The following is a 13,951-nucleotide window of genomic DNA, read 5'->3' as shown; positions in this document are numbered from 1 at the left end:
CGATAAATAGGGAATCTCCTATCACAGAATAGGGGAAAAAACAAGAAAGGGGAAAAACACTTTCCTATTTTTGTATCATCGAAACCGAAAACATACCATAATCATGAAACGACTCGCCACCCTATTCATCCTAACAATCCTTGTCACAACGGCAGGGTTTGCCAAACCCAAGCACAAGGACTTAAGCGGAAACATCGCCATCAAAGGAGAATTGACAAAAGAGTACCAGCAATCTCCCGCCGGTACCCCGGTCATTATCCGACGGGTTGTCAAAATGAACAATCCCGGCGAAAACAGCGACAACATTTACTATGCCGTCGAAGTGAATGGCATACAAGAAACCATTCCTTCGGATGAGATGGGTATCATTGCCATATCCGCTCCGGAAACGGACCGGGAATTCTGGCAGCAAATATACCTGAAGAATCATCTTTACGAATATTTCAACGACCGCGGTTACAAGCACAAACTGCGCCAGGAAATCGACGAAGAATGCCTGGACTATCTCGATAAACTGAACGAGATAGCCTATCAGGACGACTACATAACCTCGTACGTGCAAGGAATATTCTCCAAACTGAATGCCACCACCATTGACAGCAATCGTGGAGAAAGCCTGAACATACGTATCATCCAGTCGCCCGAACCAGATGCCTTCATGCTTCCCAACGGCTCCATGGTTATCAGTACGGGCCTCCTCTGCACTCTTGATTCCGAAGACGAACTGGCCGCCGTCATCGCATGTGAGCTGGGACATTTCGTCCTCGACCATCAGGTAAACAACATTTACCGTGCCGAGCGGCGTGCCAAGCGTGCAGCTTTTTGGGCAGATGTCTTTGCCACTACCGCCAGTGCAGCCCTCGATGTGGCCTACTGGGACGATAATGAAGATGCTTATGCCGTCAGTCTGGTGGCAGATATCGGAGCCATCGCTTCCCTTTTGAGCATTCCGGCAACGGACCGGTTGGGGATGAAATACAAAACTTCCCAGGAAATCTCTTCAGACCGCCTTGCGCGCCAACTTCTGGCATTCAAGGGCTATAATCCCGACGGAATCGCATCGGCCCTCAGTAAAATTATAGGGTATTACAACCTGCACCAGCGCAACAAGGATATTCCTCGCTACGGCAGCATCGGCGACCTGCAAAAGCGTATAGAAAAGGCCGGTGAATCCCATAGCTTGAGTGCCCGCCCCTACCTACGGACTACCAGCGATGTCGTTTCTTTCAACGCAAGTATGAACTACGCCAACAAGCGCTATAAGGAAACTGCCCGGCTGATACGCAAGAACATTGACAACAGACTAGCCACGGACAATGACTACATCATCCTGGTAAAAGCGGAAATGGCACTGTCTAATACGGAAGAAGTGAACAACCGCTGCCTCGCCATGCTTGATAAAGCCCAGGAGATGGCAGGAACAAGCCCCAATCTGGACATATATAAACAAAAAATACTATTATTGATGCGCATGAACAAACAAGCCCAAGCCGCTGATATACTGAAAGAATATATCACCTTGCTTTCGGCCTACGAAGGCCAGGGCATAGAAGGAACCGAAAAGGAATGGACCAATAAAGAGATAGGTTGGGCAAACCAAATGCTGGACAGGATAAGCAGAATATAGAGAAAGGAATAACTAAGAATAAAGAATGAAGAATTTGTCATGCGGCATCATTGCGCAGCCAAATTCTTCATTCTCAGTCATTTATTCAAACTACTGTTTGCGGAACGGCGGCTTCACAACCACAGCTTTCAGCTTACGTCCCCGCATGTCAATGCAGATTTCCGTACCGACCTTGCTGTATTCGGGTCTGATATACCCCATTCCGATACCAATCTTACGGGTAGGCGACATAGTTCCGGAGGTAACCACACCGATGGCAATACCGTCTGTACTATACAGCTCGTAACCATGACGGGGGATACCGCGGTCTATCATCTCAAATCCCACCAACTTACGGGTAGTGCCTTCCGCTTTCTGTTTTTCCAGCATCGGGCGATTGGTGAAGTTCTTTCCCTCCACAAACTTGGTAATCCATCCTAAACCCGCTTCAATGGGCGAAGTGGTGTCATCCAAATCATTGCCATACAAACAGAATCCCATTTCCAGACGAAGCGTATCGCGCGCACCCAGACCAACTGGCTTAATGCCGAACTCCGCGCCTGCCTCGAACACGGCATCCCAAATCTTCATGGCAGCCTCCGGATAGAAGTAAAGTTCAAAACCACCCGCGCCGGTATATCCGGTATTGGAGATAATGACATCCTTTTCTCCGGCAAACTCACCGTGGGTAAAAGTATAGTAAGGAAGGTCGGAAAGATTAATGGAAGTCAGCTTCTGCAAAGCCTGAATAGCCTTCGGTCCTTGCACAGCAAGCTGTGCCATGTGCTCGGAAGCATTTTCCAATTCAGCGCCTTCCGTGTTATGAGACACACACCAGTTCCAGTCTTTCTCAATGTTCGACGCATTCACGACAAGCAGGTATTTCTCCGGCTCATAATGATAGACCAGAAGGTCGTCCACAATGCCTCCATTTTCATTTGGGAAGCAGGTATACTGTACTTTCCCCGGTGTGAGGGCAGCTATGTTATTGGAAGTCACTTTCTGCAGAAAGTCCAAAGCATGGGGACCTTTCACCCAAAATTCTCCCATGTGTGAGACGTCGAATACACCGACACCCTGACATACTGTAAGATGCTCGTCAATGATGCCGGAATACTCGATAGGCATATTATATCCCGCAAACTCGTGCATCTTGGCACCCAGCGAGATGTGTTTTTCGGTAAACGGAGTGGTTTTCATGGAACTATTAGAGTTATGAGTTATGAATTATCTATTTGCTTGCTACGAGCTCGGCAATCTTGACGATGACGTTCATGGCTTTCTCCATGTTCTGGATAGGCACGAACTCATAGCGGCCGTGGAAGTTCAAGCCACCGGCAAAGATATTGGGACAAGGCAGGCCCTTGAAAGAGAGCTGGGCGCCGTCCGTACCTCCGCGAATGGCTTTTACACGAGGCTCTACACCTACCGCCTTCATGGCGGCAAAAGCGGTGTCGATGATATGCATCACCGGTTCAATCTGCTCGCGCATATTATAGTATTGGTCGCGAAGTTCCAGAGTAGCGGTACCCGGACCGTATTCTTCATTGATTTTTGCCACAAGACGTTCCATCTCCTTCTTGCGCTCTTCGAAGCGGGTGCGGTCGTGGTCACGGATAATGTAAGAGACTGTTGTCTGCTCCACCTCGCCGGTAATACCTATCAGATGATAGAAACCTTCGTAACCTTCGGTATGCTCCGGAGCCTCGTCAGCCGGAAGCATGGACATGAAACGGTTGGCAACGCGGATAGAGTTAATCATCTTATTCTTGGCATAGCCCGGATGCACATTCCGTCCCTTGAAGCTTATCTTGGCAGAGGCCGCATTGAAGTTCTCGAATTCAAGTTCACCCACTTCTCCGCCATCCATGGTATAGGCCCATTCGCAGCCGAACTGCGCTACATTGAACTTATGGGCACCCAGACCGATTTCCTCATCCGGATTAAAGCCGATACGGATTTTACCGTGCTTGATTTCGGGGTGCTCCTTCAGATATACCACCGCCGATACAATTTCGGCAATACCGGCTTTATCATCGGCACCAAGCAAGGTCTTGCCGTCGGTCACAATCAAATCTTCCCCTTGATGGTCGAGCAGTTCGGGGAACTGGGCAGGAGAAAGAACCACATTCTCTTCGGCGCAAAGAACAATGTCCTTACCGTCATAATTCTGCACGATACGCGGAGAAACATTCTTGCCACTCATATCGGGGCTTGTATCCATGTGGGCAATAAAGCCGATGACGGGCAACGGCTTGTCTGTATTGGCAGGAAGAGTGGCGAACAGATAACCATTTTCGTCCAACGTGATTTCTTCCAGACCCAAAGATTCCAATTCTTCTTTCAGATACCGGGCAAACACCATTTGCCCCGGAGTACTCGGAGTAATCTCAGTCTCTTCACTGGACTGAGTATCGAAACTTACGTACTTTAAAAAACGTTCTACTAAAGTCATGATGAATAATGATTAGTGATTAATGGTTAGTGATTAATGGTCAGTGATTAGTAATTGGCGAAAAGCATTATCCGAATGGCATTAATCATTAATCACTAATCATTAACCACTATTTTGTGCTGTAAAGATAAAAAAAGGGGCGTGAACTGCCAAGCAATTCACGCCCCTTTTTTATTTCTTAAGGACAAAATGTCAATCAAAAATGGCTGCTACCATCAAAACAATGCGTACATATCTTACACTTAGGCAATCCGATAGCTTCAACCAGAGTTTCCAACGTATTGAACTTCAAGGATGAAAGTCCGAAACGCTCGCGGATAACGTCCACCATCTTTTCGTATTCGGGTGAGCCAGTAGTGGCATACTTATCGAGATTCTTATTCTCGTCACCCTCCAGCTCCTTGATGACACGACGGGTAATCAGCTCCATGTCGCTTTTGGAAGCCGTGAATCCTACAAACGGGCAGCTATATATCAATGGAGGACAAGCAATCCGGATATGCACCTCCTTGGCACCATACTCATACAGCACCTTCACATTGTCGTGCAACTGAGTCCCCCGGACAATAGAGTCATCACAGAACAGCAGACGCTTACCCTCGAGCATGGCACGATTGGGAATCAGCTTCATCTTTGCCACCAGCGAACGCAATTCTTGCTTGCTGGGAGTAAAACTACGAGGCCAAGTCGGAGTATATTTGGAAATGGCACGATGATAAGGAACTCCTTTACCTTCGGCATACCCAAGCGCCATACCTACACCCGAATCAGGAATGCCGCAGGCACAATCCACCTCTGACTTATCTGTCTGTGCCATCTTGAAACCGGAGGCAAAACGCACTTCCTCCACATTCTTACCTTCGTAGCAGGAAGTGGGAAAACCGTAATATACCCATAGGAAGGAACAAATCTGCATTCCCTCATCAGGCTTGCGCATCTGTTCCACACCATCGGCACGCAGGCGAACAATCTCTCCGGGTCCCAAATAACGGTCTATCTCATAACCAAGATTCGGAAAGCTGCTCGACTCACTTGTGGCGGCATACGCTCCGTCCTTCTTGCCAATCACAATCGGAGTACGTCCCCAGCGGTCGCGAGCGGCAATGATGCCGTCTTCCGTCAATAACAGCATGGAGCAGGAACCTTTGATATGCTTATACACATTTTCAATTCCTTCGACAAATGTCTTTCCTTGTATAATAAGGAGGGCGATAAGTTCCGTCTGATTGGTTTTGCCCGAACTGAGTTCGGCGAAGTGCATGTTTTGGGCCAACAGTTTTGTTTCCAGTTCTTGCAGATTTACTATTTTGGCTACCGTTACAATGGCAAAGCGACCGAGGTGGGAGTTAAGGATAAGGGGTTGAGGGTCTGTGTCACTGATGATTCCTATTCCGGAATTTCCTTTGAACTTATCCAGTTCATCCTCAAACTTCGTGCGGAAATAAGTGCTTTCCAGATTGTGAATGGAACGGGTAAACTGCTCCGTTTCTGCATCGTATGTAGCCAACCCACCACGTTTTGTCCCTAAATGTGAATTATAATCTGTGCCGTAAAACAAATCCGCCACACAGCTTGTTGCCTTGGCGACTGTTCCGAAAAAACCTCCCATAAGTTCTGTTTTGTTATTGGTTTCTAAAATTAACGGATGCAAAGGTATGAAGAATTTGCGAAATTCGGGCAGATTTGAAATGAATAAAAAAGGCAATATATTTCTTGCCCACAATAGAAGTTATATTATTGGAAACATATACTTTTGTGATCGAAACCAAACAACTGTATAATGGGAGAAACCGCAAATATTATAATAGCCGATACTCTTCAAGGTCTGGGGACGGACGCATACAGTGGCTATCTTGCACACGCCCTCTGTCTGTCAGGAATCTGCCGATTGAAGTACAATGGAGAGGAGCGCGAGCTACGTGCCGGCGACCTGATGATTGTCCGCAAAGGAAAACTGGTAGAGAAAATTCAACCTTCAGAAGATTTTCGCGTAAAGGTCATCTATATCGCATCGGGCTTTGTGGTGCTGAGTACACCACAGAACAACTACGGCATGAAAGGGCAACTTTCCCTATTTCTCAATCCTATCATGTCCCTGACTACCGAACAGCAAGAGCTATGTCTCCGGGATTTTGAACAAGTGGAATACAGACTCCGGAATACAGACCATCATTTCCATCGCGATATGCTTATCGCCTCCACACAGATGTTGATACTCGACTTCTTCGATTTCCACTCCCATCTATATGGCGAGGACAATATCTCTGTACAAAATGCTTCCATCATGAGCCGTTTCCTCAACATGCTGGAGAACGGAACTTTCCGCGAGCATCGTGAAGTGACCTATTATGCCGACTGCCTATGTGTCACCTCCAAATATCTTTCGGAAGTTTCCAAGAAAGTAAGCGGTTATACAGCAAACTACTGGATAAACCGTTATACCACACTCGACATCTCGCGTTTGCTGCGCGACAAATCACTAACGTTCGTCCGTATTTCCGATATGTTCGGTTTTTCCTCTCCTGCTTATTTTAGCCGTTACGTACAACAACATCTGGGTGTAAATCCGACAAAATACAGAGGTTAATGATTATAGTTTTTGATTGTTTGCCCGTTTCAGATCTATTAGCGAAATATGCTCATTACGATAGCGGGCATTGGGGTTCTTCTCCGTTCCGTCAGGAAAAGAGCCATCTTCCTGCTTTATGAACTGAATAGCCTTCTGCGGACAATTCTGTATGCAGGCAAAACAGAACTCGCAGTCACCGGACGTCTTCACTCCTCTCGACGTCAGCTCATAGTTGCCGCGCGGACAAACGTAGGTACAAATGCCACAGTCAATACAAACATCGGTCACGGTAAAGAACTTCTCGCTTTTCATCAGGAAGCCCACCTCGGGGTCGAGTCCACTCCGCTGCATAAAACCTTGGTGCTGTTGCCGTTCCTCCTCCGTCACCGGTTCGTGCCAATGCTGCCGACTGTTGATATCTGCCGTTATCTTCTGCAAGTTCTCGGGGATGTGCTTGTCTATCTTGAGTTGCTCGTTCATGTCGAAGTTGGGTAGCCAGTTATCCACCATGATGATAGTGTTGATATAGTCAAACGCATTGTCGGCTTTACGGGATATACGGTCCCAAATCTCTACCGCATCGCACTTCCTTGCACCATAGGTGAGGACAGCAAACTTGTATTCTGCCTTCAGTTTTGCTTTCCGAATGAACTGCCGTACCATATAGGGAGGCATATGACCGTAGATGGGATAAACGATGCCGATTTCATCTGCCTCAAATTCATACTTCCCCCGTTTCACCATCTGAGGGATACTCAACAATTCTGCGTTCTCTCCAGCCAACTGACGGGCGATGTAAAGACTGTTACCCGTTCCGGTAAAATAAAAGATGATACGCTTACTCCTTTTTGTTTCGCAGGATGCCAACGAGAGTAGGCCGGAAGATGCGATAGCACTGCTCATCACGGCAAATCCCATACGCTTTAAAGCCTCCCGACGACTGATTTTCTTATCCGTATTCATATCTCTGATTTTTAATGATTATGCAATCTGTTATCTGAGTGCAAAAATAAAGGTTTCCCCAAAGAACGGACTTACCAAAAACTCGGGTCTTGATGCTATTTTTACGGTATAAGAATGAGCTTACCCTAACACAAAAAAAAGCCCCGCAAAGATTGGACTTCTGCGGGGCCTCACTAATGCCTAATAAAAACTCTTTCTACCCTAAATTATCTCCACTTCTTCACAGCTTTCTTGTCAGCCGGAGTCGCTTCAATCAAGCTCAATGCAAAACCACCGCTACGCGCTTCCTTCACGGACATTTTGGTCTTGCTGGTTACGATACCCTTCTTTATCTGATAAGAAGTAGGGTTCTCCTTGTAATCAGCATCTTTACCGTCGGCATAGAGAGTGGCTACGTATTGCTTGCCCGGTTCAAGGAAGTCGAGCGTAAAGTTGGCTGTACGTGCATTCTCGTCTGTAATACCTCCAACAAACCAGTTGCCGGTTCCTTTTGCCTTACGGGCCACGGTAATGTAATCACCCGGTTCTGCTTCAATGTACTTGCTGTCGTCCCAGTCTACTGCCACATCCTTGATGAATTGGAAAGCATCCATGTGCTTTTCGTAGTTCTCAACCAAGTCGGCAGCCATCTGCAACGGGCTGTATAAAGTTACATACAGAGCGAGTTGCTTAGCAAGTGTAGTCTGCACTTGTCCGTGGGGCAAATCGCCCATAAAGTCAAGTTTGGTATCGAAGACACCCGGTGTATAATCCATCGGACCGCCAATCAAGCGGTTGAATGGAAGCAATGTGGTATGGAACGGTTTACTACCGCCGAATGCCTCATATTCAGTTCCTCGTGCAGATTCGTTGCCAATCAAGTTAGGATAAGTACGGCACAAACCGGTAGGGCGTACAGCTTCGTGCGCATTTACACAAATTTTGTAGTCGGCTGCCTTCTTCACGGCATAGAGGTAGTGGTTGTTCAGCCATTGCCCATAATGATGTTCACCACGGGGAATCATATTACCTACATATCCGCTCTTCACGGCATTGTAGCCATTATCCACCATAAACTGATAGGCCTTGTCCATGTGACGTTCGTAGTTGCGCACCGAACCGGATGTCTCATGATGCATCATCAGCTTCACGCCTTTGCTCTTGGCATATTCATTCAGCATCTTCACGTCGAAATCGGGATAAGGGGTCACAAAATCGAATACATAATCCTTGGATTTGCCAAACCAGTCTTCCCAGCCTTCATTCCAGCCTTCTACCAATACTTGGTCCAGACCGTGCTCAGCTGCGAAGTCGATGTACTTTTTTACATTTTCGTTAGTGGCACCGTGACGGCCGTTGGGCTTCATTTTGGAGTAGTCCACTTCACCCAGTTTGATGGAGGGAAGGTCGTCTGTATATGCCCAGGTGCTCTTACCTGCAATCATTTCCCACCATACACCTACGTATTTCACGGGCTTAATCCAGGAAACGTCCTCGTAAGCACAAGGTTCGTTCAAGTTCAGCGTGATTTTAGAGGCAAGGATGTCACGAGCATCGTCGCTTACGATAACCGTACGCCACGGTGACGTGCAGGGAGCTTGCAGATAACCTTTATCGCCTACTGCATCGGGAGTAAGCCAAGATTCAAAAACAAAATTCTTATCATCCAGATTCAAGTGCATGCAAGAGTAATCCACCAAAGCAGCTTCGTGCAAGTTGATGTACAAACCATCAGCAGTCTTCATCTGCAAAGAAGTCTGAACACCGGTGGGCGAAAACGGGGTTTGCGAAGAGTTAGGCGTAATGGCCCCTTTCATCAGCCCGCGGATTTCAGAAAGTTTGGATTCTGTGTAATCATATTCCTGCGTATCGTAGTCGCCCGGAATCCAGAAGGCTGTATGGTCGCCAGTCATGGCAAACTGAGTACGCTCCTCCTTAATCACGAAATAGTTCAAGTTCTTCTGCAAAGGGAACTCATAACGGAAGCCCATACCATCGTCGAACAAACGGAAGCGGATAATGATGTTCCTATCCTGCGCCTTTTGGTTGAGCGTCACAGCCAGCTCATTGTAGTGGTTACGGATTTGCTTTACTTCACCCCATACCGGTTCCCAAGTCTCGTCGAAAGTGGAAGTCTTTGCATCCGCCATCGTGAAGCCATTCATCAGACCGGGGTCGTTCTTCAGTTCGAGTCCTAATTTGGAAGGGTTAATCACCGGCTTTCCATTGTAAGAAAGTTCGTAAACGGGTTCGCCTTGCGCATTTACCGAAAAATTCAATTGAAGTTGTCCGTTGGGAGAGGTAATACTCTCTGCCATTGCTACGCCGCTCACCAACAAAACGAGCAGGAAGCAGGCTAATTTTGTACAGATTGCTTTCATGTTTCTCATGCTATATTTATAAAATTATGTTCCAGATGCAAATATAGGCAGGAAAGAAATACACTCTGACGCAATTAAACTAAAATGATAGATGATTTGTCGGCAAACGTTTGCATGAAAACCAACTTCCCTTGAACAATATCCTGCCTACAAACAAAATAGAAGGAGAAGTATCGCTACGAAAACTTCGCCCTCCATATTTTTACAACTTTAATCGTGCACTGGAATTATCCCAAAGGATTTTCACCTTGGTCCCCGTCATTGCCTCCCGAAGGATTGGAGTTATCCCCTCCACCATTGCTACTTCCATCCGTATAGTCCGTATCGGGAACCACCATCTTGGTGACGCTCATATTGCCCAACATTTGACTAAAAGCTTTCCCCGGAAAAAACAGAATACGTTTACGGACAATGTTACTGGCCGAAACGCCAGCCTCCGTATCAGCACTCTTCCCTACAAAAGAAGGGCGGAACAATCCGAAATCACCTAAACGAACAGTCTTTCCATCGTCTATTTCTTCCGACATGATGTCCACCAGTCCTGCAGCCACTAAGTCCACCGTCTTTCTGTGAATACCAAGAATACGGCTCACTTTGGCACATAACTTATCAAAATCCAATTCACCCGCTCCTACGGATTTAGCTACATACTTTACATTTTTGTCCTTGTCAAAACCAAAGATTCTCTTTGCCACTACATACTGAAGTCCCATAATTTTTAATGTTTTAGAAAGTTAATATAATAATGTAATAAATAGGCCGAAGCCTTTTCCTCTCTTTCAAGAAGTGGAGATCCATCGTGAGGCCTCAACGATAAACTTTCATTCTCTTGAATTCGATGTTGCAAAGTTAGGGTGTGAATGACGGGAATACAAGGAAATGACATCTACAACCAATTTCGTTAAAACTCTAAAAAACAACAAATTAAAAACAACCCTTCTCTACAAGTGAAGAAAGAAAGGCAGGAAGAGAATGAGAAGGAATGGGTACAATCTCTACAGCCAATGAAAATAAATCGCTGATTATCAAGACAAGGTTCTAGAGAGGTCTCTACAATATGGCATTTGAACAGTTAAGACCTCAATTTCAAGAGTGGCTCAAGTTTCACAAGTTATTACCGTATCCAAAAATACAGACAAACCAGTCATCCTTCCAAAGCCCCTTCTACTCGTTTACTAAAATCTCCCGGACATTTTACTAAATCTCCGGCAACGATTTACTAAATCTTCCTCCAAGATTTAGTAAATCGCTTCTGCCCCATCACGAACTATCCGGAACCAAGATTGGCAATCACTCATATCAAATATCAAAATTATATACATCCCGCCAATAACTACTTCCTCCAGTACAGAATCGCTTTATGAAATTTCGGGCTATGATTTACTGAAATTCCTTTGTCTTCACTACCTTTGCAGCCAAAACCAACCCCAGACAACCTATGACTAGACTACTGATAGCTATATTCCTTGGCGGCGGTACCGGCAGCGTACTGCGCTACTGCGTGCAGATGATGCTCCACGAGCGCATAGTCCCCTACTCTTTCCCATGGGCTACATTCACAGTCAATATCCTCGGAAGTTTCCTCATCGGGCTATTCTATACCTTATCCGCCCGTTTCAACCTTTCTACTGAGGTACGGCTGTTGCTGACTACCGGCCTGTGCGGAGGATTCACCACCTTCTCCACTTTCAGCAATGACGGACTGATTCTGATAAAGCAAGAATTCTACGGAATGTTTGCTTTATATACCTTATTAAGTATCACATTAGGAGTCCTGGCAGCCTTCGCCGGCGGTGCCTTCGGACGCTGTATATAACCCAAACACCCCTATGAAACCCAGCAAGCCTTTTGTCATGCCTCCCGTACGCATCATCCCTCCTACCTTAGAGGGACAAAGTGAAAGTTCCAAATCATTGGGAGAATGGCTGAATACGGAAGAAACTGTCAGAGACCTTCACTTCGGTAAGCGGACAGAGGAACACATGGAGTATTTCTACAAAAGCATCACCAACTGTACTTTCAGTCATATCCAATTCAGCGCCTGCAAACTGAAATCCTGCCATTTCACTGATGTACGTTTTGAACATTGCGACCTTTCCAACATCTCATTTGCCGAAAGTTCTCTGTTCAGAGTGGAATTCATATCCTGCAAACTGGTGGGAACCAATCTGCCGGAAACAATATTGAACCATCTGGCAATGAAGGACTGCAATGCCAGATACCTCAATCTTTCCATGAGTAAAATCAATCAAGCCCGCTTCACCTCTTGTGACTTGCGCAACAGCGACGTCAACAACTGCAAACTTGCCTCCATCGCCTTTGAAAACTGTGAGCTGGTAGAATCCGAGTTTTCACACACCCCTCTAAGAGGAATCGACTTGAGCGACTCGCACATAGGAGGTATACGCCTCAACCTGCCCGACATACGGGGAGCCATCGTCAATACTTCCCAAGCCATGGAGCTGACTGCTCTTTTAGGCATTACAATAAAGGATTAAAAACGAAAAACAATTCCTTGTTTTCATTTGTTAGTAAGATAGTTTATAATTAAAATTGACTGAATATGAAAATAGAGAAGATTATCGGACGTGAAATCCTCGATTCAAGAGGTAACCCAACTGTAGAAGTAGACGTAACCTTGGAATCCGGCTTCATAGGCCGTGCATCTGTCCCGTCAGGAGCATCCACGGGAGAACACGAAGCATTGGAACTGCGTGACGGTGACAAAAAACGTTACGGAGGCAAAGGTGTCCTGAAAGCCGTGGACAATATCAATAATATCATTGCTCCCAAGCTCATCGGTATGTCCGCCCTCAACCAGATGGGTATCGACCATGCCATGCTTGCACTGGACGGAACCAAAACGAAAGCCAATCTGGGTGCCAATGCCATCCTCGGCGTATCTCTTGCTGTAGCCAAGGCTGCCGCCGCTTACCTTGACATCCCACTCTACCGATATATCGGTGGTACAAATACCTATGTGATGCCTGTACCGATGATGAACATCATCAACGGCGGTTCGCATAGTGACGCTCCCATTGCTTTCCAGGAATTCATGATACGCCCCGTAGGTGCCACTTCCTTCCGCGAAGGTTTGCGTATGGGTGCCGAAGTGTTCCACGCACTGAAGAAAGTCCTGAAAGACCGTGGCCTCAGCACAGCAGTAGGCGATGAAGGAGGTTTTGCTCCTAATCTGGAGGGTACAGAAGATGCCTTGAACTCCATCATTGCCGCCATCAAGGCTGCCGGATACGAACCGGGCAAAGATGTAATGATTGCCATGGACTGCGCTTCTTCCGAGTTCTACCATGATGGCATCTACGATTATACCAAATTCGAAGGTGAAAAAGGCAAGAAACGTACTGCCGACGAACAGATTGACTATCTGGAAGAGTTAATCAACAAGTATCCCATCGACTCTATCGAAGACGGCATGAGCGAGAACGACTGGGACGGCTGGAAAAAACTGACCGACCGTATCGGCAACCGTTGCCAGTTGGTAGGAGACGATTTGTTCGTCACCAATGTGGACTTCCTTGCAATGGGCATCGAAAAAGGCTGTGCCAACTCCATATTGATTAAAGTAAACCAGATAGGTTCGCTGACCGAAACACTGAATGCCATCGAAATGGCACACCGCCACGGATATACTACCGTAACTTCCCATCGTTCCGGTGAAACGGAAGATGCGACTATCGCAGACATAGCCGTAGCTACCAACAGCGGACAAATCAAGACTGGTTCGCTGAGCCGCTCAGACCGTATGGCAAAGTACAACCAACTGCTTCGCATCGAAGAAGAACTGGGAAGCAATGCGGTGTATGGATATAAGAAAGTTATAAGTAATAAGTGATGAGTTATTTGCCGGAAGGCGGGGCTTATAAAGAAGAAAGCAGAAGGGGCGAACCATCACGGTCCGCCCCTTCTCTTTTTAACCTTAAATCAAGGCACTATAAAATATTTTGTGTAAATGCAAAATACGGGATTCAGTATGGGTT

11 protein-coding genes are annotated in these 13,951 nt (G+C 46.5%); 5 read left to right on the top strand and 6 right to left on the bottom strand.

The features are described from left to right. The first annotated feature begins 103 nt into the window (after positions 1–103). Positions 104–1,627: a M48 family metallopeptidase gene (locus DXD78_RS01880; protein WP_009036787.1), complete on the top strand. Its 1,524-nt coding sequence runs from the start codon at positions 104–106 to the stop codon at positions 1,625–1,627. 90 nt (positions 1,628–1,717) lie between these two features. On the opposite strand, the gene gcvT is transcribed toward DXD78_RS01880, so the two are convergent. The 3 genes from gcvT to DXD78_RS01865 all read right to left on the bottom strand — a co-directional run bounded on the left by gcvT (position 1,718) and on the right by DXD78_RS01865 (position 5,670). Then, on the bottom strand, positions 1,718–2,806 hold the full coding sequence (gene gcvT, locus DXD78_RS01875) for a glycine cleavage system aminomethyltransferase GcvT (RefSeq protein ID WP_005826806.1): 1,089 nt from the start codon (positions 2,804–2,806) through the stop codon (positions 1,718–1,720). Positions 2,807–2,837: 31 nt separating this feature from the next. Continuing rightward, positions 2,838–4,061 carry a peptidase T gene (pepT, locus tag DXD78_RS01870; protein ID WP_005835942.1) on the bottom strand — a complete coding sequence of 408 codons (1,224 nt, stop codon included), beginning with the start codon at positions 4,059–4,061 and terminating at the stop codon, positions 2,838–2,840. A gap of 196 nt (positions 4,062–4,257) precedes the next feature. Then, positions 4,258–5,670, bottom strand: coding sequence for an amidophosphoribosyltransferase (locus DXD78_RS01865; RefSeq protein WP_005826808.1), 1,413 nt, complete (start codon positions 5,668–5,670; stop codon positions 4,258–4,260). A 171-nt stretch (positions 5,671–5,841) separates the two neighbouring features. Here DXD78_RS01865 and DXD78_RS01860 point away from each other — a divergent pair, with 171 nt between their 5' ends. Beyond that, positions 5,842–6,648 carry a helix-turn-helix domain-containing protein gene (locus DXD78_RS01860; RefSeq protein ID WP_005826809.1) on the top strand — a complete coding sequence of 269 codons (807 nt, stop codon included), beginning with the start codon at positions 5,842–5,844 and terminating at the stop codon, positions 6,646–6,648. A gap of 3 nt (positions 6,649–6,651) precedes the next feature. Here the strand turns inward: DXD78_RS01860 and DXD78_RS01855 are convergent, their stop codons facing one another. The 3 genes from DXD78_RS01855 to DXD78_RS01845 form a co-directional block, all read right to left on the bottom strand. Further along, positions 6,652–7,593, bottom strand: coding sequence for an EFR1 family ferrodoxin (locus DXD78_RS01855; RefSeq protein WP_005826810.1), 942 nt, complete (start codon positions 7,591–7,593; stop codon positions 6,652–6,654). Between the two features lie 206 nt (positions 7,594–7,799). After that, a complete protein-coding gene (locus tag DXD78_RS01850; RefSeq protein WP_009036785.1) occupies positions 7,800–9,962 on the bottom strand; it encodes a glycoside hydrolase family 97 protein in 2,163 nt (720 codons plus the stop codon). Positions 9,963–10,180: 218 nt separating this feature from the next. Next, on the bottom strand, positions 10,181–10,666 hold the full coding sequence (locus DXD78_RS01845; RefSeq protein ID WP_005835937.1) for a DsbA family protein: 486 nt from the start codon (positions 10,664–10,666) through the stop codon (positions 10,181–10,183). Positions 10,667–11,391: 725 nt separating this feature from the next. Here DXD78_RS01845 and crcB point away from each other — a divergent pair. The 3 genes from crcB (at position 11,392) to eno (ending at position 13,806) form a co-directional block, all read left to right on the top strand. Beyond that, entirely contained in the window at positions 11,392–11,769 is a 378-nt protein-coding gene (gene crcB, locus DXD78_RS01840) for a fluoride efflux transporter CrcB (RefSeq protein ID WP_005826820.1), read from the top strand. Positions 11,770–11,782: 13 nt separating this feature from the next. Continuing rightward, positions 11,783–12,451, top strand: coding sequence for a pentapeptide repeat-containing protein (locus DXD78_RS01835; RefSeq protein ID WP_009036784.1), 669 nt, complete (start codon positions 11,783–11,785; stop codon positions 12,449–12,451). A gap of 65 nt (positions 12,452–12,516) precedes the next feature. Further along, on the top strand, positions 12,517–13,806 hold the full coding sequence (gene eno / locus DXD78_RS01830; protein WP_005826824.1) for a phosphopyruvate hydratase: 1,290 nt from the start codon (positions 12,517–12,519) through the stop codon (positions 13,804–13,806). Positions 13,807–13,951: the final 145 nt, after the last annotated feature.

This window comes from Bacteroides sp. D20 (assembly GCF_003436255.1).
Classification (GTDB): Bacteria; Bacteroidota; Bacteroidia; order Bacteroidales; family Bacteroidaceae; genus Bacteroides; species Bacteroides uniformis.
This window is presented reverse-complemented; position numbering and strand designations above follow the sequence as displayed.